A 24797-nucleotide genomic window follows, 5' to 3' on the forward strand; every position below is an offset into this window, starting at 1 on the left:
CTGCCATGAGCCAGACCCAAGACACCGCGGCCCCGGCCGCCTCCAACCGCCGTGGCAATCTGCTGCGCGGCCTGTTCGTCATCGTCGTGCTGCTGCTTGCCGCACTGGCGCTGTGGTACTTCATGTTCGGCCGCTGGTTCGAAGAAACCGACGACGCCTACGTGCAGGGCAACCAGGTGCAGATCACCCCGCTGGTGGCCGGCACCGTGGTCGCCATCAACGCCGATGACGGCATGCGCGTCGAGCGCGGCCAGCTGCTGGTGCAGTTGGACCCGTCCGATACCTCGGTGGCGCTGCAGCAGGCCGAAGCCAACCTGGCCAAGACGGTGCGCCAGACCCGCGGTCTGTACCGCAGCGTGGAAGGCGCGCAGGCCGACTTGAATGCGCGCCAGGTGACCCTGAAGCGCGTGCGCGACGACTTTGCCCGCCGCAAGGGCCTGGCCGCCACCGGCGCCATCTCCAACGAAGAACTGGCCCACGCCCGCGATGAGCTGGCCGCCGCCGAAGCGGCCGTGGCCGGTTCGCGCGAGACCGTCGAGCGCAACCGCGCGCTGGTCGACGACACCGTGATCGCCACCCAGCCGGACGTGCAGGCCGCTGCCGCGCAGCTGCGCCAGGCCTTCCTCAACAACGCCCGCGCCGGCATCGTCGCGCCGGTCACCGGCTACGTCGCCCGTCGCTCGGTGCAGGTGGGCCAGCGCGTGCAGCCGGGCAACGCCCTGATGGCGGTGGTGCCGACCGAGCAGATGTGGGTCGAGGCCAACTTCAAGGAAACCCAGCTGCGCCACATGCGCCTGGGCCAGGAGGTGGAGCTGAAGTCGGACCTGTATGCCGGTGACGTCAAGTACAAGGGCCGCATCCAAAGCCTGGGCCTGGGCACCGGCTCGGCGTTCTCGCTGCTGCCGGCACAGAACGCCAGCGGCAACTGGATCAAGATCGTGCAGCGCGTGCCCGTGCGCATCGCCATCGATGCCAAGCAGCTGGCCGAACACCCGCTGCGCATCGGCCTGTCGATGAAGGCCGAAGTGAGCCTGCGTGACCAGAAGGGTGAAGTGCTGCCGACCGCTGCCGCCAAGGGCACCGTGTTCGACACCGATGTGTATGCCAAGCAGCTGCATGATGCCGACGAGGTGATCCACACGATCATCCAGGGCAACCTGCCGCAGCAGCAGGCCAAGGCGGGCTGAGGTCGCCATGTCCGCACAAGCTCCAGCCGCGCCCGGCGCTCCGGGCGCACCGGCGGCGCCAGGAGCGGCCTCCGGATTCCTGCCGCCCAGCGTCGCCCTGTGCACCGTGGGCCTGGCGATGGCGTCGTTCATGCAGGTGCTCGACACCACCATCGCCAACGTCTCGCTGCCGACCATTGCCGGTAATCTCGGCGCCAGTTCGCAGCAGGCCACCTGGGTCATCACCTCGTTCGCGGTCAGCACAGCCATCGCGCTGCCGCTGACCGGCTGGCTCAGCCGCCGTTTCGGCGAACGCAAGCTGTTCGTCTGGGCCACGCTGGCCTTTGTCATCACCTCGTTGCTGTGCGGTCTGGCGCAGAGCATGGGCATGCTGGTGCTGTCGCGTGCGCTGCAGGGGTTCGTCGCCGGCCCGATGTACCCGATCACGCAGTCGCTGCTGGTCTCGATCTATCCCCGCGAGAAACGCGGGCAGGCGCTGGCGCTGCTGGCGATGATCACCGTGGTGGCGCCGATCTGCGGGCCGATTCTCGGCGGCTGGATCACCGACAACTACAGCTGGGAATGGATCTTCCTGATCAACGTGCCACTGGGCATCTTCGCCGCGCTGGTAGTGGGCAACCAGTTGAAGGGGCGCCCAGAGCAGATCGAGAAGCCGAAGATGGACTACGTCGGCCTGGTCACCCTGGTGATCGGTGTCGGCGCGCTGCAGCTGGTGCTCGATCTGGGCAACGACGAGGACTGGTTCTCGTCGATGAAGATCGTGGTACTGGCCTGCGTGGCGGTGGTGACGTTGACGGTGTTCCTGATCTGGGAGCTGACCGACAAGGATCCGATCGTCGACCTGAAGCTGTTCCGGCACCGCAACTTCCGCGCCGGCACGCTGGCGATGGTGGTGGCCTACGCGGCGTTCTTCAGCGTGGCGCTGCTGATCCCGCAGTGGCTGCAGCGTGACATGGGCTACACCGCGATCTGGGCGGGCCTGGCGACGGCGCCGATCGGTATCCTGCCGGTGATCATGACCCCCTTCGTGGGCAAGTATGCATCGCGCTTCGACATGCGCATGCTGGCCACGATCGCCTTCATCGTGCTGTCGATGACCAGCTTCCTGCGCTCGAACTTCAACCTGCAGGTGGACTACATGCACGTGGCCGGCGTGCAGCTGATCATGGGCATTGGTGTCGCGCTGTTCTTCATGCCGGTGCTGCAGATCCTGCTGTCGGACCTGGATGGGCGCGAGATCGCGGCGGGTTCCGGCCTGGCCACCTTCCTGCGTACGCTGGGCGGCAGCTTCGCGGCATCGCTGACCACGTGGCTGTGGGCGCGTCGTACCCAGGTGCACCATGCGGATCTGACCGAGCACATCTCGGCCTATCAACCGGGCATGCAGGACCAGGTCGCGGCGATGGGGCAGGGTGACCTGCAACACGGTGCAGCGGTGCTGAACAACATGATCAACCACCAAGCATCGCAGATGGGCTTCAACGACATCTTCTTCCTGCTGGGCTGGATCTTCCTGGCGATCATCACTTTCCTGTGGCTGGCCAAGCCGCCGTTCGGCGCCGGTGCCGGTGCGGCCTCTGCCGGCGGGCATTGATCGATCATTGCCGTTGAAACGCAAAAACCCCGCCGCAAGGCGGGGTTTTTGTCTTTGCCATCGCGTGTCGTTTCGCCGTCGACGCAATGCAGTAGATCCGCGCCATGCGCGGATGGGGCCTGCAATCGCGCAACGCCCGAACGCCGGGCATGAAAAAACCCGCTTTCGCGGGTTTGATCATTTGCTGAGTCATGGTGCCCAGGAGAGGACTCGAACCTCCACGAAGTTGCCCCCGCTAGCACCTGAAGCTAGTGCGTCTACCAATTCCGCCACCTGGGCGACTCAGGAGACGAATTATGCGGAACGACTGAGGATGTGTCAACAACATCTCACGCTTTTTTCTGCGGCGGTATACCGAGGTGTTGCAGCAGGCTGCGCATCGCCGGCGACAGTCGCGTCCAGTCGGCGAAACACGCGCACAAACGGCGTTGTGCCCACGCATCGGCAAGCGGCACGGCGACGGTACGCGTGCTGCGTCGATGCTGTCGGGCGAGGGTGCGCGGCACGATGCCGACACCGATGCCGTGTCCGACCATGATGCACACGCCTTCGAAGGTCTTCATGCGGATGCGCACGTCCAATCGGCGACCGATGTCGCGCGCCTGGTCTTCGATGTAGGTCTGCAGTGCATTGCCATCGGCCAGGGCGACGAAGGTCTCGCCGGCGACGTCGGCGAAGGCGATGCTGCGGCGGGAAGCGAGGCGATGATCGGCCGATAGCAGCATGACAAGCGGATCTTCGGCGACCACGTGCTGCCGCAGGCCATCGGCAGCGACCGCGTCGCTGATGATGCCGGCTTCGGCCTGGCCGGCGTTGATCGCCCGCACGACTTCCGGGCTGGTGCGCTCCAGCAGCTCGACATGCAGGCGCGGTCGCTTGGCCAGCCATGGTGCGAGCCGCGGCGGCAGGTAGTTGGTCAGGGCCGCAGTATTGGCGTACAGGTGCAGGGTGCCACGTGCGCCGTGTGCAAAGGCCTGCAGTTCGCCGCGCAGCTGTGCCTGCTGCTGCAGGATCAGGCGTGCATGGTGGGCAAGGGCGGCACCGGCTTCGGTCAGGCTGACGCCGCGCGCATGACGGTTCAACAATGCAGTGCCTGCGTCGGCTTCGATCATGCGCAGGCGTTCGCTGGCCGAACCCAAGGCCAGGTTGGCCTGTGCTGCGCCAGCGGTGATGCTGCCCGCCTCGGCGATGGCCAGGAACAGTCGCAGATCGGCGATATCCATCCGCATGGGGTGCCCTCATCGCATCGCCGGCGCCTTCGGATCAGCCGAAGGCAGGGGCGGTAAGACCGCATTGTGCGCCCATGGCCGGCCCGATCCAATGGAGGCATGAACGAGACAACGTATTTCTACGTGCTGTTGGTGGCGGTGTTCGTGCTGGCCGGTGTGGTCAAGGGTGTGACCGGCATGGGCCTGCCGACGGTGGCAATGGGGCTGCTCGGCGGCACGCTGTCGCCGGTGGCGGCAGCGTCGATGCTGTTCATTCCCACGTTCGTCACCAATGCGTGGCAACTGGTGTCCGGTCCATCGCTGGGCGGCATTGTGCGGCGGCTGTGGCCGATGATGCTGGCCGTGGTGGTGGTGACGCTGGGATCGGCCGCGTTGCTGGTGCGGGTCGATCGCACCTGGTCGCGCGCCGCATTGGGCGTGGCGCTGGTGGCCTATGCCGCATACGCGCTGTTGGCGCCGGTGCTGCGCGTACCGCAGCGGCGCGAGCGCTGGCTGGGGCCCGTGGTTGGCGCGCTGTCGGGCGTGGTGACCGGGGCGACCGGTGTGTTCGTGATGCCGGCGGTGCCGTACCTGCAATCGCTGGGCCTGCAACGCGAGGAGCTGGTGCAGGCGCTGGGGCTGGCGTTCACCGTGTCGACGATTTCGCTGACCACCGGGCTGGTGCTTCACGGCGCATTCGGCATCCAGCAGCTGGGGTTGAGTGCCTTGGCGGTGGTGCCGGCGTTGCTGGGCATGTGGCTGGGGCAGGTGATCCGACAGCGGATCAGTGCGCAGGTATTCCGCGCCTGCTTCCTTGGTTTCCTGTTGCTGCTGGGACTGGAGTTGGCGCTGCGTCCGTTGTTCTGAGCCTCGACTCTACGCAGCCCGAATTGCGGGCATGAAAAAACCCGCTTTCGCGGGTCTTTTTCATGTCTCGACGTGGTGCCCAGGAGAGGACTCGAACCTCCACGGTTTTACCCGCTAGTACCTGAAACTAGTGCGTCTACCAATTCCGCCACCTGGGCGTCGAGGAGCGAGATTATGGGGTGTTGTTACGGAGGTGTCAACATTTTTTGCGGAGCCGGGTCGGATCCCGTTTCGCTTGCAAAGGGATCCGGCCCCGGACCGGATTGCAGGCAAAAAAAATCCTCGCCGAAGCGAGGAGTTTTTCGTTGGTGCCCAGGAGAGGACTCGAACCTCCACGGTTTTACCCGCTAGTACCTGAAACTAGTGCGTCTACCAATTCCGCCACCTGGGCGTTCCAGAGGCGCAATTGTGAAGATGAATTCGCAGGGTGTCAACGACTTCCTGAATTTTTTTCACGCATTGCCCTCAAGCCGGCCGCTGACCCGTTCTGCACGCCAGCAACGGCTACCATGTAGGGCGATGACTACCAAAAAACCAAGCAAGGGCGGGAGCAAGTCCCGCAGCCAGGCCCCGAAGAAGGGCGCCAAGCCGGGCGCAGCCCGCACCACCGCGCCGGGCAAGCCATTGCCGGGCTGGTTCCCCGAATTGAATGAAGGCGGCGCGCCGTCACGCGGCCGCAAGTCCCGCAGTGCTGAGGCGCCAGGCCCGGCCCCGGGCCGCAAGCTGCCGCCAACCGGCAAGGTGATCGACGATCCTTATGCCAGCCGCGAGGCCGAGAAATACGAACAACCCATCGCCAGCCGCGAGGCCATCCTGGCCCTGCTGGAACGCTGCGAGGGGCCGCAGACCGCCGAGGAACTGGGCGCACGCCTGGGACTGACCGCTCCGGACCGGGCCGAAGCGCTGTCGCGCCGGCTCGGCGCGATGGTCCGTGATGGCCAGCTGGTGCAGAACCGCCGTGGCGGCTTCGCCCCGATCCAGACCTTGAACCTGGTCACCGGCGTGGTGATCGCCAATCCGGAAGGGTTCGGTTTCCTTCGCCCGGTCGAGGGCGGCGACGATCTGTTCCTGCCGCCGTATGAAATGCGCAAGGTGATGCACGGCGACAAGGTGCTCGCCCGCGTTACCGGCATCGATCATCGCGGCCGTCGCGAGGGCAGCATTGCCCGCGTGCTGGAACGCGGCATGACCCGCCTGATCGGTCGCTTCAGCATTGAAATGGGCATCAATTACGTGGTGCCCGACGACAAGCGCATCCAGCGCAACGTGCAGGTACCGCCGGACCAGACCGGTGGCGCGCGCGACGGCCAGCTGGTGGTCTGCGAACTGACCCAGGCGCCGGACAGCCGGCGTCCGCCGATCGGCCGCATCATCGCGGTGCTCGGCGACAAGCTGACCGCCTCGCTGGTGGTGGAGACTGCCATCCACGGCCATGAACTGCCGTTCGAGTTCCCGCAGGCGGTGTTGGACGAGGCCGCTGCGGTGCCGCTGGTGGTTGAGCCTGCGATGATCGGCGACCGCGTCGACCTGCGCCGCATGCCGCTGGTCACCATCGACGGCGAGGATGCCAAGGACTTCGACGACGCGGTGTACTGTGAACCCAATGCCGAGGGCTTCCGCCTGGTGGTGGCGATTGCCGATGTCTCCAACTACGTGCGTCCCGGTACGCCGCTGGACGAGGAAGCGCAGAAGCGCGCCACGTCGGTGTATTTCCCGGGCTTCGTGGTGCCGATGCTGCCGGAGACCCTGTCCAACGGCATCTGCTCGCTGATGCCGAAGGTCGATCGCATGTGCTTCGTCTGCGACATGCAGATCGACCGCGACGGCCTCGTCACCCATTCGCGTTTCTACGAAGCAGTGATGAACTCGCACGCGCGCCTGACCTACACCCAGGTGTGGAAGGCGGTGGGCGAGGACGATGCCGATACCAAGGCATGGCTCGGCGACCTGCTGCCGCAGGTGCAGCGCCTGCACCAGCTGTACAAGGTGCTGTCCAAGGCGCGGACCAAGCGCGGTGCGATCGAATTCGAAAGCAGCGAAGTGCGCTTCGTGCTCGACAACCGCGGTGAGGTCACCCAGGCCGGCATGCTGGTGCGCAACGACGCGCACAAGCTGATCGAGGAATGCATGATCGCGGCCAATGTGGAGGCGGCCAAGTACCTGCTGTCGCGCCACGTGCCGGCGCCGTACCGCGTGCATGAAAAGCCACCGGAGACCAAGTACGCCGACCTGCTGGAATTCCTCAAGGAGTTCAAGCTGAGCCTGCCGCCGTGGTCGAAGGTACGCCCGGGTGACTACACCAAGCTGCTGAAGAAGATCCGCGACCGCCCCGATGCCACGTTGCTGGAATCGGTGCTGCTGCGCAGCCAGAGCCTGGCGGTGTACAGCCCGGACAACAACGGCCACTTTGGCCTGGCGCTGGAAGCGTACGCGCACTTCACCTCGCCGATCCGTCGTTATCCGGATCTGCTGGTGCACCGCGCGATCAAGCACGCGCTGTCGGGCAAGCCGCTGGACAAGTTCACCTACAACGCGCGCGAGATGGCTGCGCTGGCCTTGCAGTGTTCCGAGCGCGAGCGCCGTGCCGACGAGGCCGAGCGCGAAGTGGACGAGCGTTACCGCGCGGCGTGGATGGAAAAGCATGTCGGTGGCCAGTTCGACGGCGTCATCAGTGGCGTGACCAGCTTCGGCCTGTTCGTGGAACTGGACGAGTCGAAGGTGCAGGGCCTGGTGCACGTCACCCAGCTGCCGCAGGACTATTACAAGTTCGACGCCACCCGCAAGACGCTGGCCGGCGAACGTCGTGGTGCCAGTTACCGGCTGGGTGACCGCGTGCGGATCCTGGTGCTGAAGGCCAGCATGGAAGAGCGCAAGATCGATTTCCGCCTGGTCGAGCACAAGGGTGAGGACGAGGGCGACGGCCTGCCGCCGCTGCCCGAGCGCGGCAAGCCGGCCAAGCGCACCAAGAAGCAGTATTGAACGATGTGCCGACCAACGGTCGGCACCCACCTCACCCGGTGGATGCCCACCTTGGTTGGCACGCCGTTACCGAGGAAAGCAGCAATGCAGGGCCAACCCGAATACAGCGGCGGCTGCCAATGCGGTGCGATCCGCTTCCAGGTGCGCGGTGAGCTGACCGACAGCTCGATCTGCCATTGCCGGATGTGCCAGAAGGCGTTCGGCGCCTACTACGCACCGCTGGTATCGGTGCGCGGCGTGCAGTTCAGCTGGACCCGAGGCCAGCCGCGCTACTTCCAGTCATCCAACGTGGTGCGGCGCGGCTTCTGTGCCGGCTGCGGTACGCCGCTGACCTACGAAGCGCCGGATGGCGTGGCGGTGGCGGCCGGAGCTTTCGACCAGCCTGAACGCCTGCCGCCCACCATCCAGTACGGCGTGGAGCGGAGGCTGCCTTTCGTCGATACGCTGGCCAGCCTGCCGGCGAGGCGAACCGAGGACGACGCTGCCGCCCTCTCGTTCCTGGCCACGATCGTGTCCCACCAGCACCCCGACCACGACACCCCGCACTGGCCACCGCGCAGCCGTTCATCTGAAGGATGAACGGCGGGAGCGCCGGGCCATGCCCGGCGAGCGCGCAGCGCGGCCGCCGCCGATGCTCTACCATAGCCACCCCCTTTCCGGTCCCCGCCCGCATGAGCAAGAACAGCCAGTGGATCGTCGGCGTCAACGCCGTCGCCTCCTCCATCGAGAACGACGCCGAGAACGTCCGCGAAGTGCTGGTCGAGGCCGGTGCGAAGAATCCGCGCCTGACCGAAATCGAGGAAAACGCCCGCCGCAAGGGCATCGACGTGCGCAAGGTGAACAGCCAGGCGCTGGACGGTGTCGGCGGTTCAGTGCGCCACCAGGGCGTGGCTGCGCGTTATGCCGCCGCCCGGACCTACAGCGAGAACGAGCTGGAAGGCCTGGTCACCGCCGCCGAGGGCAAGGCCCTGCTGCTGGTGCTGGACGAGGTGCAGGACCCGCACAACCTCGGTGCGTGCCTGCGCTCGGCCGCGGCAGCCGGAGCCACCGCGGTGATCATTCCCAAGGACAAGTCGGCCACGGTCAATGCCACCGTGCGCAAGACGTCGGCCGGCGCCGCCGACCGCATCCCGGTGGTGGCGGTGACCAACCTGTCGCGCTGCCTGAAAGACCTGCAGAAGCAGGGCGTGTGGATCTACGGTCTGGCCGGTGAAGCCACCGCCTCGCTGTACGCGCTGGACCTGAAGGGCAATGTCGCGCTGGTGCTGGGTGGTGAAGCCGATGGCCTGCGTCGCCTGACCCGCGAGAATTGCGATGGACTGGTGAAAATCCCGATGCCGGGCGAGATCGAAAGCCTGAACGTCTCGGTCGCCGCCGGCGTCAGCCTGTTCGAGGCCGTGCGCCAGCGCGGTTGATCGGCGGGGGCGGATCGCTTTCCCATGGAAAACGGCTCTGACCCCTTCCCATGTGCTGTGTCGACCAATGTCGACACCTGCCGGGCAGGCGCCAACCTTGGTTGGCGCTCCCGCTGCCTCACCCTGCGCTGCCGCCCAGCGCCTTGAACAGGGTCACGTCATTGTTCAACTGGCCCTGCCGCACGCGCGCCAGCGACAGCTCGGCGTCGCGCCGGGTCTGCTGTGCTTCCAGCCATGTGCGCAGATCGGTGGCACCCACCCGGTAGCGCACTTCCTGCGCGCGCTCCACTTCCACCGCTTCGTCGTACGAGGCCTGCGAGGCTGCCACCTGGCGAGCCAGCTGTTCACGCGCGGACAGCGCGTTGTCCACCTCCGAGAGCGCGGTGTACAGCGTCTTGCGGAAGTTGGTCGCGGTGATCTGGTAGTTGGTGCCGGCGATGTCGGTGTCCAGCTGCGCGCGCTGCAGGTTGAGGAACGGCAGCGACAGGCCGGCGCCCAGCGTGGCGACCGGATTGCGCAGCACCTCGCCCAGCGAGGTCGCGCTGGAACCGAGGCTGCCGGTCAGGCTCAGCGCCGGGTAGTACTGGGTCGCGGTGACCCTGATCGTCTTCAGGCTGTTGCGCAGGCGCAGTTCGGCCGCACGCAGGTCCGGGCGGCGGCCGAGCAGGTCGGTCGGCAGGCCCTCCGCGATCTGCGGGCTGCGTGCGCCCAGCAGGTCCTGCGGTTCGTCCTGCTGCGGCCACGGCGTGCCGTCCAGCAGTACGGTCAGGGCATTGCGCACCTCCACCCGCTGCTGTTCCAGCGCGCTCTGCGAGGAACGTTGCGACTGCAGGTTCTGCAATGCCTGGCGCACTTCCAGCCGTGACACCGCACCGGCGTCGAAGCGCGCCTGCACCAGTTCGCGGGTGCGTTCGAGCCGCTCCAGGTTGGCCTGGCCGGTGGCGATCGACTGGTTGAGATAGGCCAGATTCCAGTACTGGGTGATGGTGTCGCTGATCACCAGCAGGGCGGTGTTCTGCCTGTCTTCTTCGCTGGCCTCGGCTTCCCAGCGGGCGATGTCGCGCTGCGTGCGCAGGCGGCCCCACAGGTCCACTTCCCAGCCCAGCGACACCGCCGTGGAATAGCTGCGGCGCCAGTCGTCGGCCTGGTCGGTGGCACGACTTGCGCTGCCGCTCACGCCGGTCGCCGAAGGCTGCGGCCACAGCGCGTTGCTGGCCAGCCCGGCCTGCAGCCGTGAGCGCTGCACGGTCAGGCCGGCGGCGGCAAGGTCGCTGTTGGCAGCCAGTGCGCGGGCCACCAGGCGGTCCAGGCGTTCATCGCCGAAGCCGGTCCACCAGGTGTCCTGGCGGATGTCGCGGGCGGGAGTGTCAAGGCTGCTGCGCGGGTCGTCGGCCGGTGCATTGAGCGTGGCATCGCCACGCCCGTAGCTGGCCGCCACGTCGGGGTCCTGTACCGGATAGCGGCCCACCGAGGCGCAGCCGGACAGGGCAAGCAGCACTGCGCCGGCCAGCAGCAGGCGCGAAGGAGCAGGGAAGGTCAGTCGGGTCATCATCTTCATTCGCGGGCCAGGGCCTCGACCGGGTCGAGCTGCGCGGCGCTGCGCGCGGGCAGGAAGCCGAATGCCACGCCGATCAGCGTCGAGCAGGCGAACGCGGCGGCGATCGAGGCGGTGGAGAACAGCACGTGGAAGTCGCTGGCGAAGCGGCCGATCATCGAGCCCAGCAGCAGGGCCAGGCCGATGCCGAGCACGCCTCCGAGCAGGCACACCAGTACCGCTTCGATCAGGAACTGCTGGCGGATATCACTCTGGCGGGCACCGACGGCCATGCGCACGCCGATCTCGCGGGTGCGTTCAGTCACCGACACCAGCATGATGTTCATCACGCCGATGCCGCCGACCAGCAGCGCGATGGCGGCGATGGCACCGATCAGCAGGGTCATCGTGCGCGTGGTCTGCTCGATGGTGTCGCGGATCTCGGCGCTGTTGCTGAGGAAGAAATCCTCGGTGCCGTGGCGCATCGTCAGCAGGCGGGTGATCGCTTCCTGTGCGGCATCCATCGGCGTGTTGTCGTCCACGCGCACAGTGATGCTGGACACGTGGCTCTGGCCCAGCATGCGCGACATCACCGTGGTGTAGGGCACCCACACGCTGAGGCTGGTGCTGCCACCGAAGCCGAAGCTCTGCCGCTTGGCCACGCCGACCACGCGCGCCGGCACGTTGCCGAGCAGGATCACCTGGCCGACCGGGTCGACATCGGGGAAGAACTGGCTCCGGGTGTTCTCGTCGATCACCGCCACCTGGCCCAAGCCCTTCACCGCGTCGGCATCGAAGAAGCTGCCGCTGAGCAGGCTCACGCCCTTGACCCGGAAGAACTGCTCGCCAACGCCACTGACCTGCGCAGTGGAGGACTGGTTGCGGTAGCGCGCGGTGACCGAGGTCGACACGCTGGGGGTGGCGCTGTCCACATAGCTCTGCTTGGCGAGGGCGTCGGCATCGCTGGCCTTGAGCGTCTGCACGCGCGCCGAGCGCATGTCGCCGAAGCCGCGGCCGGGATAGACGTCGATGGTGTTGGTGCCCAGCGCGCTGATGTTCTGCAGGATCTGCTGCTGCGAGCCGTTGCCCAGCGCCACCACCGACACCACCGAGGCAATGCCGATGATGATGCCGAGCATGGTCAGGAAGGTGCGCAGCCGATGCGCGTTCATCGCCAGCAGGGCCATGCGGAACGCTTCGGTGAAGCGGTCGCGGGCGGCGCGCCAGCTGTTGCCGTGGGCGACGCCGGTGCTGGCCTCGCGTTGCGCGCGGTAGCTCGGCGCATCCGGATTGGTGCGATCGGCGATGATCTCGCCGTCGCGGATCTCGATGATGCGCTGCGCGTGCTGGGCCACGCTCATGTCGTGGGTGACGATGATGATGGTGTGGCCTTCGGCGTGCAGCTCACCGAGGATCGCCATCACTTCCTCGCCGGATTTCGTGTCGAGCGCGCCGGTGGGCTCGTCGGCCAGGATCACCTCGCCGCCGTTCATCAAAGCGCGTGCGATCGACACGCGCTGCTGCTGGCCACCGGACAGCTGGCCCGGCTTGTGGTGCATGCGGTCGCCCAGGCCCAGCCGTTGCAGCAGCTGCTCGGCGCGCGCGTTGCGCACCGGGCCGGGGCTGCCGGCATACACTGCCGGGACTTCCACGTTGCCGCGCGCATCCAGGTCGCCGAGCAGGTGGTAGCGCTGGAAAATGAAGCCAAAATGCTCGCGGCGCAGTTCGGCCAGTTCGTCCGGTTCCATCCTGCCGGTTTCGCGGCCGGCCACCTGGTAGCTGCCGCGGGTGGGGCGGTCGAGGCAACCGAGGATGTTCATCAGCGTCGACTTGCCGGAGCCGGACTGGCCGACGATGGCGACCATCTCGCCGGCATGGATATCCAGGTTCACGTCGCGCAGCACGGCGATGACATCGTCACCGGCCGGGAATTCGCGTCGCAGGTCGCGCAGGCGCAGCAGCGGCGCCGTCGTACTCATCGGCGCGGACCCATGCCCGGCCCGCCGACCCGCATCTGCATGCCACCGCGGTTGCCACCGCCGGCGCCGGCTGCGGCGGCACTGGCTTCACCCACCACCACGCGCTCGCCTTCCTGCAGGCCGGACAGGATCTCGGCCGAGGCCCCGTTGTTGATGCCGACCTTCACCTTGCGCGGCTGCGGCTGGCCTTTGCCATCCAGCACCCGCACCATGCGCTCGTCGCCGCGGCGCTTGGGCCCCAGCGCCACCGCCGGCACCATCAGCACACCCTTGGCCTGCTTCAGCAGCACCGAGACCTGCGCGGTCATGTCGATGCGCAGCAAGCCGTCCGGGTTTTCCACATCGAACAGTGCGTTGTAGTAGACCGCGCTGCTGGAACTGGAGCTGGATGAACTGCTGGAACTGGAGGAATTCTCGCTGGCGATCGAGGCCGGCGCCGGATTGATCTGGCGCAGCGTGGCGTGGTACTTGCGGTCCGGGTCGCCCAGGGTGGTGAAGTACACCGGCATGCCGGCCTTGATCTTGACCACGTCGGCCTCGGAGATCTCGGCGTTTACGGTGACCACATCCAGCCGGGCCAGCATCACGATGGTGGGTGCGGTCTGGTTGGCGTTCACCGTGCGGCCTTCCTCGGCCACCACCGCGACCACGGTGCCGTCCATCGGCGCGGTGATGCGGGTGTAGGCCAGGTTGGCGCGTGCGGTGCCGAGCTCGGTTTCGCGGCCCTTGATCTGCGCCTCGTACGATTGCAGCTGGGCGCGTGCGGTCTTCAGCTGTGCCTCGGCGGCATCGTATTCCTGGCGCGAGGTGGCCTCGGCAGCGAGCATCTGCTGCTGGCGCGCGAATTCCAGTTCGGCCTGGCGCAGGGTGGCCTGCTGCACGGCGCGCTGGGCGGTGACCTGGTCCAGCGAGGCCTGCGCGTTGAGCACCTGGTTCTGCTGGGTGGTGGCGTCGATCTCGGCGATCAGGTCGCCTTCCTTCACCGTATCGCCCAGCTGGACCTTCAGCGACTTGATCTGGCCCGAGGCCTGTGCACCGACGCTGACCAGCTTGTAGGCGTCGATCACGCCGGTGGCTTCGACCGTCTGCTCGATGTCGCCACGGCTGACCGGAGTGGTTGCCACGGCCGGGGCGGCGGGTTTGCGCAGCAGCCACCAGGCGGCCACGGCAACGATCAGCGCAAGCGGGGCGATCAGTATCAGGCGACCGCGGCGGGTCGCAGGCAACAGGCGGAACTTCACGTCGTGGCTTCACTCTCGGGGCCGCGCGGGCGGCGTTGGTGGGCATTGTGAAGACCGGGCGATGGACGGCTCAATCCTCGGGGTATGTCTGTATGTAACACTGTCGGTGAATACGCGTAACCACAGGTATCGCGCCCACCGGCGGATACACTGGTACGCATTGCCCCGGATGCGGTTCAGCTGCCGACACGGGATGATCGCGCCATGGAGACTGAAAACACGATGCATCGACTGCTCATCGTCGACGACGACAACGACATCCGCACGCTGCTGGCCGAACAGCTCGGGCGTGCCGGCTATCAGGTGAGCACGGCCGCTGATGGCACGGCGATGCGCCAGCTGCTGGACCGCGAGCATGTGGACCTGATCGTGCTCGACCTCAACCTGCCACGCGAAGATGGCTTGACCCTGTGCCGCGACCTGCGCGCGCGCTCGAACACGCCGGTGATCATGCTGACCGCGCGCGCCGAGCCGATCGACCGCGTACTGGGCCTGGAAATGGGGGCCGACGACTACCTGGCCAAGCCGTTCGAGCCGCGCGAGCTGCTGGCGCGCATCCGCAACGTGCTGCGCCGGACCGAGGCGCTGCCGGCCAACCTGGAACCGCTGGCGGTGCGCCGCGCGCGCTTCTCGCGCTGGGTGTTCGACCTGGAGCATCGCCACCTGGTGGATCCGGATGACCGCGTGGTGGTGCTGTCCGGTGCCGAATTCCGCCTGCTGCGGGTGTTCATCGCCCACGCCAACAAGGTGCTGTCGCGTGAGCAGCTGGTCGCGCTCAGCAGTGGCCGCAACTACGAGGCCCAGGATCGGGCGATCGACCTGCAGGTCAGCCGGCTGCGCAACAAGCTCGGTGACGACGGTGGCCCGGATGGGCTGATCAAGACCGTGCGCAACGAAGGCTACGTGCTGGCTTCGTCGGTCAACCTGGAGTAAGCCGCGATGCAACGCCTGCGCCATTTCCTGTCCTCGATGGTCGGGCGGTTGTTCGTCATCCTGCTGCTGGGCATGAGCGTGGCCGCGATCGGCGCGACCATGCTGGCCACCTCCAAGCGCCAGCAGGAGTTCGAACGGCAGAACCTGAACCGCATTGCCGACCGCCTGCAGGGCTACGTCAACCTGCTCGATGGCAACCCTGAGCTGCGCGAGCGCCTGCTTGAGGTCGGAGGGCCGAGCGTGCGCGCGCTGCAGCCCGGTGCGCGGATGGGGCGTGCCGACACGGCGTTGATGGAAGTGCTGGAGGACCGGCCCGGCCCGGTGTCGCGTGCGCACGTCCACTTCGCCTCGTTCCGTTCCTGCATTCCCAAGCTGCAGGCCCTGTTGCCGCCGCCCCCGCCGGGCCATCGCCGGCCGCCGCGCGAACGCGACCCGGCCTTCATCCCGCCAAAGTGCCGTGCGGTGGACGTGACCCTCAACGATGGCACGCTGCTGAAGCTGGCGCTGGATTCACCGGCGGTCGCGCACAACGGCATCCTTGCCGTGGACCCGTGGTTCCTCACCCTGCTGGTGCTGGCGATCGCCGTGCTGGCCTACATCGTCGCGCGCATGGCCAGCGCGCCGCTGCAGGAACTGGCGGCGGCGGCCGAAGATCTCGGCGACGACCTGCAACGCGATCCGCTGCCGTTGCGGGGGCCGCGCGAAGTGCAGCGCGCCGCCGAGGCGTTCAACGCCATGCAGCACCGACTGCAGCGGCACCTGGCCGAACGCACGCAGATGCTGGCGGCGATCACCCACGACCTGCAGACCCCGCTGACCCGGCTGCGCCTGCGCCTGGAAAATGTCACCGATGAGACCTTGCGCGAGCGCCTGATCGGCGACCTGGCCGCGATGCAGGCGCTGGTGCGCGAGGGCCTGGAGCTCGCCCGCAGCGCCGAAAGTGCCGAGCAGCGCGCCGCGCTGGACCTGGACTCGCTGCTGGAGAGCATCGTCGAAGACGCCGCTGAGGGCGGTGCCGACGTGGTCTTCGAAGGTGGCACCGGGGCGGTGCTGATGCTGCGACCGCTGGCCATGCACCGGCTGTTCTCAAACCTGGTGGACAACGCGGTGATGTATGCCTATCGCGTCCGGGTGCGGGTGGAGCGCAGCGGCGGCACGATCACCGCGATGGTGTCCGACGACGGCCCGGGGCTGGCGGAGGATCAGCTGGAAGCGGTGTTCGACCCGTTCGTGCGGGTGGAAACCTCCCGTTCGCGGGAAACCGGCGGCGCCGGGCTGGGCCTCACCATCGCCCGCGCCCTGGCCGAAAAGGACGGCGCGCGCCTGTGGCTGCGCAACCGTGCCGAGGGCGGGCTGGAGGCGGTGGTGCAGTGGCCGGCCAGCGTCCAGGTGATGACCCCGGGGCGGGGCGGCTGAGGCGGCCCGGCCGGCAACGGTGACGCCCGGGGCGGGCGATGGCCTATCATCTGCGCATCTCCCCACGTTCCCCCCGATGAGCCAGCCCGTTTCTGCCGGCACGCCGTGCCGCGTTGCCCGGTTGTTCCCGCCTGCTGCCACGCCCGGCCGCCCACGCTGGCCACTTCCACTGCGCTGATGGGCGGACAGGGGAACAACGGGTGCTGGGTGGAGCACCGCGTATCGTCAGTCAGGCAGGCGCTGCGGCACGGCCTGTTGTGGCTGCTGCTGGTGCTGGCGCTGCCGTTGGCGGCGCAGAACGGGGCACCGCCGCTGCGCGACTACGCCATCGATGTCTGGACCTCGCGCAATGGCCTGCCGCACAACTCGCTGCGTGACATCGCGCAGACCCCGGAAGGCCATCTTTGGTTTGCCACCTGGGAAGGCCTGGTGCGCTACAACGGCCTGGATTTCACCGTATTCGACCGCAGCACGCGGCCCGGCCTGCGCGACAACGGTATCGGTGCGCTGCTGGTGGATCGCCAGGGCGGGCTGTGGATCAGCGATTCGCGCGGCAATGTCAGCTACCGCGGCACGGATGGCCAGTGGCGCGTCTGGGAGCACCAGGCCGATACCCCGCAGGTGCTGATCCAATCCATGCAGATGGACAGCCAGGGGCGCCTGTGGCTGCTGTACGAGGGCAAGGGCCTCGGCTACCTGCTGCCTGACAAAGGCATCGCCTACCAGGCGCCGCCTGCGGACCTGCCGATGGCGATGAGCTTCACCAAGCTGGTGGTCGACGCGCAGGACCGGGTCTGGGTCGGCACGCTCGATGGGCTGGTGCTGCGCGACAACGATGGCATGCTCAAGCGCGCTCCGGCCGCCTGGGGACTGGGCGCCGGCACCGGCCTGGCGTGGCCCTACCGGGCGCCGGATGGCGCGTTGTGGATCGTGGCCGGCGAGCGCCTGTACCGCGTCGAGGATGACCGGCTGGTGCTGGTGCATCGCCTGCCGGGACAGCTGCATATGACCGCGATGCTGCAGGACCGGCATGGTGACCTCTGGCTCGGCACCGAGAACCAGGGCCTGCTGCGGATCTCCCGGCACGGCCTCGAGCGGCTGCCGGCGGGGCTGAACCTGCCCGGCGGCCGGGTGGTGAGCCTGCGCGAGGATGCCGAAGGCAGCATCTGGGTCGGTGCCAACGGTGGCCTGTACCGGCTGCGCGAAACGCTGTTCAGCAGCTACACCGAGCGCGACGGGCTGAGTGGCGACTACGTGCGTACCGTGTTCGAGGACCGTGATCGCCAGCTGTGGGTGGGTAGTGCCAGCGGCCTCGACCTGCTCGCCGCGGACGGGCGATTCCGTGCCGTGCCGCTGCATAACCGCGGCGGCAAGGCACCATCGGTGCTGAGCCTGGCGCAGGGCCCGGAGGGAGACCTGTGGGTCGGCACCTTCGGCGACGGCGTCTACCGCCTCGGTCGCGATGGCAGCCTGCGCCACAACTATGCCGCCGCCGATGGCATGCCCGGTGGCAACATCCGCGCGATCAGCGTCGATGCGCAGGGCGTGGTCTGGGCCGGCACGCAGAAGGGTGTGGTGCGTATTGACAGCGACCGCGTGCAGGTCTCCGGCGTGGCCGGCATGCCGAATGGGCTGATCACCGCGCTTGAACACGATCACCAGGGCAATCTGTGGATCGGCACCATCGAGGGCATCCGCGTGCTGCGCGGTGACCACGTGCAGTCGATCGACCTCGCACCGATGGGCGGTGGCCGCAGCGTGTTCGGCTTCCATCAGCTGGGCGATGCGATGTGGATCAGCAGCGACCGTGGCCTCTACCGCTGGCAGAACGGAAGGCTGGCGCGGGTCGGGCTGGAGCAGGGCATGCCGGTGGATGCGGTGTTCCAGCTGGTGCCGGACCGGCTCGGCAACGTATGGATCAGCAGCAACCGCGGCGTGCTGCGTACCGATATGGCCACCCTCAACGCGGTGGCCGATGGCCGCGCACCGCGGGTGGTGGTCGAGCGCTACAACGAGATCGACGGCATGGCCAATGCGCAGGCCAACGGCAGTTCCGGGCCGTCGGCGATCCTGCGCCAGGACGGCACGTTCTGGGTGGTGACCGCCGGTGGCCTGAGCATGGTCGACCCGCAGCGGCTGCAGCGCTTCCGCGAGCGCCCCTCGCCGCCGGCGGCAATCGAGAGCGTGCAGGTGGACGGTGCACCAGTGCATTGGGAAGGCCCCGAGCGCAACTACATTCCCGGTGGCCGGCGCTTGGCGGTGAGCTATGTCGGCCTGAGCTACCTGATGTCCGACCGGATCCGCTACCGCACCCGGCTTGAGGGGCTGGATGCCGGCTGGGTCGAGCGCGGCCCCCAGCGCAGCGTCGAGTTCGTCGGCCTGCCGCCGGGCGATTACACCCTGCATGTGGCGGCCGCGCATCCGGGCGGTGCGTGGGGCCAGCAGGAAGCGGTATGGAGCTTCAGCGTTGAGCCGTTCTGGTGGCAGCGGCGCAGTGTGCAGGTGCTGGGCGGACTGTTGCTGCTGGCAGGCCTGGTGGCGTTGTATCGCCTGCTGCTGCAGCAGCTCAAGGCCAGCAACCTGCGCCTGGCGCGCCGCGTGGACGAGGCCACTTTCGACCTGCAGGCCAAGACCGTGCATCTGCAGGCGCTGAATCAGGAGAAGACCGAGCTGGCGGAACGCCTGGCCCGGCAGGCCGAGGCCTTTGAACGGCAGGCGCGCGAGGATGCGTTGACCGGGCTGGCCAACCGCCGAGGCTTCGATGAAACGCTTGCCCGCGACTTCGCCCGCTCGCAGCGCAGCGGTCACCCGCTGTGCCTTGTGGTGCTGGACATCGACCACTTCAAGGACGTCAACGACCGCCACAGCCACAGCATCGGCGACGCGGTGCTGGTGGAGGTGGCGCGATTGATCGCAGCGGCCAGCCGCGCTTCGGACCTGCCCGCACGTACCGGTGGCGAGGAGTTCGCGTTGCTGCTCAACGACACGCGCCTGGAAGAAGCCGCGCAGCTGTGCGCGCGCTTGCGCGGGCTGTTCCATGATCACCCGGACTGGGCCGGCGTGCCGGGCCTGCGCGTCACGTTCAGTGCCGGCCTGGTCGAGCTCGACGCGGATGACCGTACCCCGGCGCTGCTGTACCAACGTGCAGACCGCGCGCTGTACCGCGCCAAGAGCGACGGCCGGGATCGTACGAGCATCGGTTGAATTCATCCACGCATGGCGTGGATCTACCGCGCGACGCGCTGCTTCTGACTTCGCTTTCTGATCTTTCCGTGGTGCCCAGCCATCTGTCGAAGGCCGGGCAGGGTGCCTCACCCTGCCACGAGGGGCGCCGCTGTTGGCTGCTTACCGTGGCCAGGCGTTGGCGATCGTGCAGAACAGCTTCGCCGTCTGCTCGGTGTCATACACCGCACTGTGCGCCTCGTTGGCATCCCAGCCCAGCCCGGCGGCATTGGCCGCGCGCGCCAGCACCGTCTGCCCGTAGGCGATGCCTGCCAGGGTTACCGTGTCGAACACGCTGAACGGATGGAACGGATTGCGCTTGTGGCCTGTACGGGCCACCGCGGCATTGACGAAGCCCAGGTCGAAATGGGCGTTGTGCCCGACCAGGATTGCGCGCTGGCAGCCGTACTTCTTCATCGCCGCCCGAACCGGCACGAAGATGTGGTCGAGCGCCGCTTTCTCTTCCTTGGCCAGCCGGAACGGATGGTCGAGGATGATGCCGGTCACTTCCAGCGACTTCGGGTCGATCTCCAGGCCCTCGGCCGGCACCACGTGGGCGCTGGCGGTCTGGCCGGGGTACAGCAGGCCGTTCTCGTCCATCTCGATCGGCACCGCGGCGATCTCCAGCAGCGCGTTGCGCTGGCTGTCGAAACCGCCGGTTTCCACGTCCACCACCACCGGCAGGAAGCCGCGGAAGCGTTGAGACATCGCGCGCTGCGCCTGGGGTGCTGCGGAATCGGGAGCGGCGGCAGGTGCGGGCGTCGGGTCAGTCATGCGTGAATTCTAGCAGAGCGACCCTGAGTGCCCAGCCACGCCCAACAGCCCGATGGGTACCAACCCTTGGTTGGCACGTCCCGCGCCGACCCAGGTTGGCATCTACCGAGCCGCAGGCCGTGCCAGCACTGCATCCACGCTCAGTTTGCCGGCGCCGGTGAACAGCAGCGGCAGCAGCATCGCCATGAACAGGACCGGCAGCTTGAAATTGCCGAAGCCCTGGTCGCTGATCGTGTAGCCCATCGCCAGATCGGCCAGCGAATCCCACTGCATCGGCCAGTGCACCGCATAGGTCGCGACGATGGTCAGCACCAGCAGGCTGGCGGCGGCGAAGCGGGTGCCGAAGCCGAACAGCAGGCAGGCCGCGCCGACCAGCTCGAACCAGGTTGCCAGCTGCCAGTTCAGCGTGCTCGGCAACTGGTCGAATGGGAACGGGAAGGCGTCCTGCAGGTCGGCGAACCAGTTCTGCCCGTGCAGTTTCTCGCGCCCGGATTCGAAGTATTCCCAGGCCAGCAGAAGGCGCAGGCCGAGCGGGGCCAACCACGGGGCGAGACGGTCCAGCTGGCCACGTGCGGTGGCCAAGGTCGGAAGCTTCATGGGTGGATCTCCGGGGGAAGGGGGTGTCAGCCGGGGGCCGGCAGTGGGCCGATCACGCCGGCCTGCAGGAACTGCTGCAGCAACGCGGCACCGGGTCCGGCCAGGGCGTCCTCGGCCAGCCCATGCGCCGCGGCCAGCTGCTGCAGGTAGCTGCGGCCATTGAGGCCGGGTCGCTCGCCGATGCTGGACAGCAGGTGCACCGCCAGCAGGCTGAGCGTGGCGAAGCGCACTTCGCCGTCAGCCTCGCGGCGCACAAGAAGGCCGGTCGGCTCGGTCGGTGCCTTGGTCGGTGCATCCTCGGCGCCGAGGCGGTGCACCGGCCACTGGTACAGCAGGGGCCAGGCCAGCGGCGAGCGTTGCAGCGGCGCCCGCAACGGATCGATGTCGCCCGGCGCCGGCAGCGGTTCGGCCGCCAACTGGTACAGCGCGGTTTCCACCCACTCGTAGTGGGCCAGTTCGGCCAGTGCCGGGTGTGGCAGCTGCGGTTGCGCCTGCAGCCATTGCACGAACTCGGCAGCCAATTCGGTGAACAGCGGCGTCTGGCAGCGGTGCGTGGCGAAGTAGTGACGCACCAGCGCGCTCCAGGCCGGTTCGCCGAGCAGGCGCAGGCAGACCGGGAAACCGTTGCTCAACAGGCCGAGCAGGTTGTTGAACAACAGCCGCTGGTACACCGCCACGCGACGTGGTTCCAGCCCGGCCGGCGCAGCCACCGCCTGCGGGTCGCGCAGGTGCGCGGTGAAGGCGTGCTGCTGCGCGCGCAGCGTGGTGGGAGTCTCAGCCATGTGCCGCTCCCGCGTGCATGGCCTGCAGGCGGCGGATGGTCTGCAGCTCGCCCTGCAGTTCGGCGTAGGGCGGGAAATTGAAATCGCGTTCGAGCAGGGTGGGGCGAGCGCCGATCCGCGCATAGGTGCGCGCCAGCAGCGCCCAGACCGGGTCGATCACCGCACTGCCGTGGGTGTCGATCTTCAGGTCCGGTGCCTCGTCGAGGTGACCGGCCACATGCAGGCAGACGATGCGCTGCGCGGGCAGGCCGGCAATGAAGGCGTCGGCATCGTAGCCGTGGTTGCAGGCGTTGACGTAGACGTTGTTGACGTCCAGCAGCAGGTCGCAGTCGGCTTCGGCAAGCACGGCATTGGTGAAGGCCAGCTCGTCCATCGCCGGCGCCGGTGCCACGTAGTAGGACACGTTCTCCACCGCGATGCGGCGGCCCAGAAGATCCTGCACCTGGCGGATGCGCGCGGCGGTGTGGCGCACGGCTTCGTCGGTGAACGGAATCGGCAGCAGGTCGTACAGATGACCGTCGTCGCTGCAGTAGCTCAGGTGCTCGCTGTACAGCGGCACGCGGTGTTTCTGCAGGAACTGGCCGACCTGCTCCAGCAGCTGCGTATCCAGCGGCGCGCTGCCGCCCAGCGACAGCGACAGGCCGTGGCAGCTCAGCGGATGGCGATCGGCCAGTTCCGCCAGTGCGTCGCCGGCCGGACCGCCGACATGGATCCAGTTTTCCGGCGCGCATTCGAGGAAGTCGAAGTCGCCGGCCGGGGCGTCACGCAGCGCCTGCAGCAGCGCCCGGCGCAAGCCCAACCCGGCGGCCGCCGCACGAAGCGGCGACCGCAGGGGGGCAACGCTGGCGCGGACGTCAGTGCTTGGCACCGCACTTGCCTTCGCCGCACTTGCCTTCGGCCGCCTTCTTGTCGCCGGCCATGGCCTTGGTCTTGGTACCCGCGGCAGCGCCGGCGGCCTTGCCCTTGTCGGCGCCGCACTTGCCTTCGGCGGTCTTGCCGTCGGCGCCACACTTGCCTTCCGCGTGCTTGCTCGCGTCAGCCGCCATCTTGGTATCGGCGGCCTTGGCATCGGTGTTGGCCTTGGCCGCCTGCCCGGCAACCAGGTAGCCCTGGGCGAGGTCGCTCATGCTCAGGGCCGAGGCACTGGCGGTCATGCCCAGGCCTGCGGCCAGGGCGGTAGCAGTCAGCAGGGACAGGGTCTTGTTGGAACTGCTCATCGGTCGTGCTCCTGGGTGGTATGGGCGGGTGCCCGGATGGCCGGCAGGGATGCCGGTGGAAACGATGGTGCAGCGATCCTACTCAACGAATCCTCGCCAAGAACTCAAATTTTCGTGAGATTTGTTACAGAAGCGGAGACAAGCGGCCAGAATGCCCATAACACAATGGCCGCTGTCACCAGGACAGCGGCCACGTTGAACACAACTTCGTTGTTGCAGTGCAGCGTCAAACCTGACCGGTGCTGGAGGTCTCGTCGCGCTTCTCACGCGGCGGCAGCGGCTGCTCGCCATGCACCAGGAACCACACGTTCTCGGCGATGTTGGTGGCGTGGTCGCCCACGCGCTCCAGGTTCTTGGCCATGAACAGCAGGTGGGTGCACGGTGTAATGTTGCGCGGGTCTTCCATCATGTAGGTCAGCAGCTCGCGGAACAGCGCGGTGTACTGCGCGTCCAGGCGCGCATCGTCCTCGCGCAGTTCCAGCGCGGCGTCGGCGTCGTTGTCGCGATAGGCGGCGATGGCGCGGCGCACCTGCTGTGCAGCCAGGCGGCCAAGTGCGCGCAGGCCCTGGATCTGCGGCAGCGGCGGCACTTTGCCCAGCGCGATCGAACGCTTGGCGACGTTGGCGGCATAATCGCCGATACGCTCGATGTCGGCCGGGATGCGCAGGCCGGCCAGGATCTCGCGCAGGTCACGTGCCATCGGCCCGCGCAGCGCCAGCCGCATCACATCGTGGCTGATCTGCTGTTCCAGCGCGTCGATGGCTTCGTCATTGGCGATGATGCGATGCGCAGCGTTTTCGTCGCGCTTCTCGATCACGTCCATCGCCGCCTCGAGCTGGGCGACGGCCATCTCGCCCATGCGTACGATTTCGGCCACCAGGCGCTGCTGCTCTTCGTCGTAGCTCTTGACGATGTGGTCGTTGGGAAGGTTCATGGTTGTTCCACTCTGTAGAGTCGAGCCATGCTCGACTGGCGTTGTCTGGAGGGTCGAGCCACGCTCGACAGCCGTTTCAGCCGAAGCGACCGGTGATGTAGTCCTCGGTCTGCCGCTGCGACGGCTGCGAGAAGATCACTTCGGTGCGGTCGTGCTCGATCAGGTCGCCCAGGTACATGAAGGCGGTGTAGTCGGACACCCGCGCGGCCTGCTGCATGTTGTGGGTGACGATGACGATCGTGTACTCGTGCTTGAGCTCTTCCACCAGCTGCTCGATGCGGCTGGTCGAGATCGGGTCCAGCGCTGAGGTCGGCTCGTCGAGCAGCAGCACCGACGGGCGCAGGGCCACGGCACGGGCGATGCACAGACGCTGCTGCTGGCCACCGGACAGGCCCAGTGCGCTCTGCCCCAGCTTGTCCTTCACTTCGTCCCACAGCGCGCCCTGACGCAGCGCCTGCTCGACGCGGTCGGCCATGTCGGCCTTGCTCAGCTTTTCGTGGTGGCGGATGCCGTAGGCCACGTTCTCGAAAATGGTCATCGGGAATGGCACCGGCTTCTGGAACACCATGCCGACCTTGCTGCGCAGGCGGTTCATCGGGTACTTCGGCGACAGGATGTTCTCGCCGTCCAGCAGCACCTCGCCGCGCGCTTCCAGCTTCGGGTACAGCGCGTAGATGCGGTTGAAGATGCGAAGCAGGGTCGACTTGCCGCAACCGGAGGGACCGATCAGCGCGGTCACGCGCTTTTCCGGGATCTCCAGATTGATACCCTTCAGGGCGTGGAACTTGTCGTAGTAGAAGTCCAGTCCACGCGCGGCGAGCTTGACCGGAGACGGCGTGTGCAGGCTCTCGTGCGAGGACGGCACGGCGATGCGCTGCATCGGCACGGCGTTGGAAAGGTCGTTCATGGCGTTATCCA

Annotated in this window: 20 protein-coding genes and 3 tRNA genes; 9 read left to right on the forward strand and 14 right to left on the reverse strand. The window is 67.5% G+C overall.

Annotated elements, in window-relative coordinates; translation table 11 throughout:
- The first annotated feature begins 5 nt into the window (after positions 1-5).
- Together emrA and emrB are read left to right on the forward strand one after the other, a co-directional pair.
- Complete coding sequence (gene emrA / locus QZ853_RS03450) at positions 6-1187, forward strand: multidrug efflux MFS transporter periplasmic adaptor subunit EmrA (RefSeq protein WP_295570749.1); 1182 nt, start codon at positions 6-8, stop codon at positions 1185-1187.
- Between the two features lie 7 nt (positions 1188-1194).
- Complete coding sequence (emrB, locus tag QZ853_RS03455; RefSeq protein ID WP_295570751.1) at positions 1195-2781, forward strand: multidrug efflux MFS transporter permease subunit EmrB; 1587 nt, start codon at positions 1195-1197, stop codon at positions 2779-2781.
- Between the two features lie 192 nt (positions 2782-2973).
- On the opposite strand, the gene QZ853_RS03460 is transcribed toward emrB, so the two are convergent.
- Both QZ853_RS03460 and QZ853_RS03465 read right to left on the reverse strand, forming a co-directional pair.
- Positions 2974-3060: transfer RNA gene (locus QZ853_RS03460), tRNA-Leu, on the reverse strand.
- Between the two features lie 50 nt (positions 3061-3110).
- The gene (locus QZ853_RS03465; RefSeq protein WP_295570752.1) at positions 3111-4010 is read right to left on the reverse strand and encodes a LysR family transcriptional regulator; all 900 of its coding nucleotides are present in this window, start codon (positions 4008-4010) and stop codon (positions 3111-3113) included.
- A 99-nt stretch (positions 4011-4109) separates the two neighbouring features.
- Here QZ853_RS03465 and QZ853_RS03470 point away from each other — a divergent pair, with 99 nt between their 5' ends.
- Positions 4110-4856 (forward strand): sulfite exporter TauE/SafE family protein, encoded by a 747-nt coding sequence (locus tag QZ853_RS03470; RefSeq protein ID WP_295570754.1) that lies wholly within the window; start codon positions 4110-4112, stop codon positions 4854-4856.
- Between the two features lie 73 nt (positions 4857-4929).
- Here QZ853_RS03470 and QZ853_RS03475 read toward each other — a convergent pair.
- Together QZ853_RS03475 and QZ853_RS03480 are read right to left on the reverse strand one after the other, a co-directional pair.
- Positions 4930-5014 (reverse strand) — tRNA-Leu (locus tag QZ853_RS03475).
- 148 nt (positions 5015-5162) lie between these two features.
- A tRNA-Leu gene (locus tag QZ853_RS03480) sits at positions 5163-5247 on the reverse strand.
- 128 nt (positions 5248-5375) lie between these two features.
- Between QZ853_RS03480 and rnr the strand changes: the two genes are divergently transcribed.
- The 3 genes from rnr to rlmB all read left to right on the forward strand — a co-directional run bounded on the left by rnr (position 5376) and on the right by rlmB (position 9250).
- On the forward strand, positions 5376-7835 hold the full coding sequence (gene rnr, locus QZ853_RS03485) for a ribonuclease R (protein WP_295570755.1): 2460 nt from the start codon (positions 5376-5378) through the stop codon (positions 7833-7835).
- Positions 7836-7919: 84 nt separating this feature from the next.
- A complete protein-coding gene (locus tag QZ853_RS03490; RefSeq protein WP_295570757.1) occupies positions 7920-8414 on the forward strand; it encodes a GFA family protein in 495 nt (164 codons plus the stop codon).
- Positions 8415-8506: 92 nt separating this feature from the next.
- Positions 8507-9250 carry a 23S rRNA (guanosine(2251)-2'-O)-methyltransferase RlmB gene (gene rlmB, locus QZ853_RS03495; RefSeq protein ID WP_197582630.1) on the forward strand — a complete coding sequence of 248 codons (744 nt, stop codon included), beginning with the start codon at positions 8507-8509 and terminating at the stop codon, positions 9248-9250.
- A gap of 118 nt (positions 9251-9368) precedes the next feature.
- On the opposite strand, the gene QZ853_RS03500 is transcribed toward rlmB, so the two are convergent.
- From QZ853_RS03500 to QZ853_RS03510, 3 genes are read right to left on the reverse strand one after another with little or no spacing between them, the layout of a single operon-like run.
- The gene (locus QZ853_RS03500) at positions 9369-10808 is read right to left on the reverse strand and encodes a TolC family protein (protein WP_295570760.1); all 1440 of its coding nucleotides are present in this window, start codon (positions 10806-10808) and stop codon (positions 9369-9371) included.
- The gene (locus QZ853_RS03505) at positions 10805-12763 is read right to left on the reverse strand and encodes a MacB family efflux pump subunit (RefSeq protein WP_295570762.1); all 1959 of its coding nucleotides are present in this window, start codon (positions 12761-12763) and stop codon (positions 10805-10807) included. The genes QZ853_RS03500 and QZ853_RS03505 overlap by 4 nt, the downstream gene beginning before the upstream one ends.
- Positions 12760-14004 carry an efflux RND transporter periplasmic adaptor subunit gene (locus tag QZ853_RS03510; protein WP_295570763.1) on the reverse strand — a complete coding sequence of 415 codons (1245 nt, stop codon included), beginning with the start codon at positions 14002-14004 and terminating at the stop codon, positions 12760-12762. The genes QZ853_RS03505 and QZ853_RS03510 overlap by 4 nt, the downstream gene beginning before the upstream one ends.
- Before the next feature lie 204 nt (positions 14005-14208).
- Between QZ853_RS03510 and QZ853_RS03515 the strand changes: the two genes are divergently transcribed.
- The 3 genes from QZ853_RS03515 to QZ853_RS03525 all read left to right on the forward strand — a co-directional run bounded on the left by QZ853_RS03515 (position 14209) and on the right by QZ853_RS03525 (position 19557).
- Positions 14209-14937 carry a response regulator gene (locus tag QZ853_RS03515; RefSeq protein WP_005408779.1) on the forward strand — a complete coding sequence of 243 codons (729 nt, stop codon included), beginning with the start codon at positions 14209-14211 and terminating at the stop codon, positions 14935-14937.
- Between the two features lie 6 nt (positions 14938-14943).
- Complete coding sequence (locus QZ853_RS03520; protein ID WP_295570765.1) at positions 14944-16353, forward strand: ATP-binding protein; 1410 nt, start codon at positions 14944-14946, stop codon at positions 16351-16353.
- A 177-nt stretch (positions 16354-16530) separates the two neighbouring features.
- The gene (locus QZ853_RS03525) at positions 16531-19557 is read left to right on the forward strand and encodes a ligand-binding sensor domain-containing diguanylate cyclase (RefSeq protein ID WP_295570767.1); all 3027 of its coding nucleotides are present in this window, start codon (positions 16531-16533) and stop codon (positions 19555-19557) included.
- 141 nt (positions 19558-19698) lie between these two features.
- Here the strand turns inward: QZ853_RS03525 and rnt are convergent, their stop codons facing one another.
- The 7 genes from rnt to pstB form a co-directional block, all read right to left on the reverse strand.
- Positions 19699-20283, reverse strand: coding sequence for a ribonuclease T (gene rnt / locus QZ853_RS03530; RefSeq protein WP_197584387.1), 585 nt, complete (start codon positions 20281-20283; stop codon positions 19699-19701).
- 168 nt (positions 20284-20451) lie between these two features.
- Complete coding sequence (locus QZ853_RS03535) at positions 20452-20946, reverse strand: DoxX family protein (protein WP_295570769.1); 495 nt, start codon at positions 20944-20946, stop codon at positions 20452-20454.
- Between the two features lie 26 nt (positions 20947-20972).
- Positions 20973-21728, reverse strand: a complete 756-nt coding sequence (locus QZ853_RS03540; RefSeq protein ID WP_295570771.1) for a putative DNA-binding domain-containing protein — start codon at positions 21726-21728, stop codon at positions 20973-20975.
- Complete coding sequence (locus tag QZ853_RS03545; protein ID WP_295570772.1) at positions 21721-22596, reverse strand: DUF692 domain-containing protein; 876 nt, start codon at positions 22594-22596, stop codon at positions 21721-21723. The genes QZ853_RS03540 and QZ853_RS03545 overlap by 8 nt, the downstream gene beginning before the upstream one ends.
- Positions 22583-22945, reverse strand: coding sequence for a hypothetical protein (locus tag QZ853_RS03550; protein ID WP_295570774.1), 363 nt, complete (start codon positions 22943-22945; stop codon positions 22583-22585). Before QZ853_RS03550 ends, QZ853_RS03545 begins: the two co-directional genes overlap by 14 nt.
- Before the next feature lie 226 nt (positions 22946-23171).
- Positions 23172-23879, reverse strand: a complete 708-nt coding sequence (gene phoU, locus QZ853_RS03555) for a phosphate signaling complex protein PhoU (protein ID WP_262084484.1) — start codon at positions 23877-23879, stop codon at positions 23172-23174.
- A gap of 76 nt (positions 23880-23955) precedes the next feature.
- Positions 23956-24786: a phosphate ABC transporter ATP-binding protein PstB gene (gene pstB, locus QZ853_RS03560; RefSeq protein WP_005408788.1), complete on the reverse strand. Its 831-nt coding sequence runs from the start codon at positions 24784-24786 to the stop codon at positions 23956-23958.
- Positions 24787-24797: the final 11 nt, after the last annotated feature.

The sequence above is a fragment of the uncultured Stenotrophomonas sp. genome, assembly GCF_913778665.1.
Classification (GTDB): domain Bacteria; phylum Pseudomonadota; class Gammaproteobacteria; order Xanthomonadales; family Xanthomonadaceae; genus Stenotrophomonas.

Excerpts from the sequence above, each read along its gene's own strand:
- emrA (WP_295570749.1), top strand. The coding sequence starts at position 6 with ATGAGCCAGACCCAAGACACCGCGGCCCCGGCCGCCTCCAACCGCCGT.
- emrB (WP_295570751.1), top strand. The coding sequence starts at position 1,195 with ATGTCCGCACAAGCTCCAGCCGCGCCCGGCGCTCCGGGCGCACCGGCG.
- QZ853_RS03465 (WP_295570752.1), bottom strand. The coding sequence starts at position 4,010 with ATGCGGATGGATATCGCCGATCTGCGACTGTTCCTGGCCATCGCCGAG.
- QZ853_RS03470 (WP_295570754.1), top strand. The coding sequence starts at position 4,110 with ATGAACGAGACAACGTATTTCTACGTGCTGTTGGTGGCGGTGTTCGTG.
- rnr (WP_295570755.1), top strand. The coding sequence starts at position 5,376 with ATGACTACCAAAAAACCAAGCAAGGGCGGGAGCAAGTCCCGCAGCCAG.
- QZ853_RS03490 (WP_295570757.1), top strand. The coding sequence starts at position 7,920 with ATGCAGGGCCAACCCGAATACAGCGGCGGCTGCCAATGCGGTGCGATC.
- rlmB (WP_197582630.1), top strand. The coding sequence starts at position 8,507 with ATGAGCAAGAACAGCCAGTGGATCGTCGGCGTCAACGCCGTCGCCTCC.
- QZ853_RS03500 (WP_295570760.1), bottom strand. The coding sequence starts at position 10,808 with ATGAAGATGATGACCCGACTGACCTTCCCTGCTCCTTCGCGCCTGCTG.
- QZ853_RS03505 (WP_295570762.1), bottom strand. The coding sequence starts at position 12,763 with ATGAGTACGACGGCGCCGCTGCTGCGCCTGCGCGACCTGCGACGCGAA.
- QZ853_RS03515 (WP_005408779.1), top strand. The coding sequence starts at position 14,209 with ATGGAGACTGAAAACACGATGCATCGACTGCTCATCGTCGACGACGAC.
- QZ853_RS03520 (WP_295570765.1), top strand. The coding sequence starts at position 14,944 with ATGCAACGCCTGCGCCATTTCCTGTCCTCGATGGTCGGGCGGTTGTTC.
- QZ853_RS03525 (WP_295570767.1), top strand. The coding sequence starts at position 16,531 with ATGGGCGGACAGGGGAACAACGGGTGCTGGGTGGAGCACCGCGTATCG.
- rnt (WP_197584387.1), bottom strand. The coding sequence starts at position 20,283 with ATGTCTCAACGCTTCCGCGGCTTCCTGCCGGTGGTGGTGGACGTGGAA.
- QZ853_RS03535 (WP_295570769.1), bottom strand. The coding sequence starts at position 20,946 with ATGAAGCTTCCGACCTTGGCCACCGCACGTGGCCAGCTGGACCGTCTC.
- QZ853_RS03540 (WP_295570771.1), bottom strand. The coding sequence starts at position 21,728 with ATGGCTGAGACTCCCACCACGCTGCGCGCGCAGCAGCACGCCTTCACC.
- QZ853_RS03550 (WP_295570774.1), bottom strand. The coding sequence starts at position 22,945 with ATGAGCAGTTCCAACAAGACCCTGTCCCTGCTGACTGCTACCGCCCTG.
- phoU (WP_262084484.1), bottom strand. The coding sequence starts at position 23,879 with ATGAACCTTCCCAACGACCACATCGTCAAGAGCTACGACGAAGAGCAG.
- pstB (WP_005408788.1), bottom strand. The coding sequence starts at position 24,786 with ATGAACGACCTTTCCAACGCCGTGCCGATGCAGCGCATCGCCGTGCCG.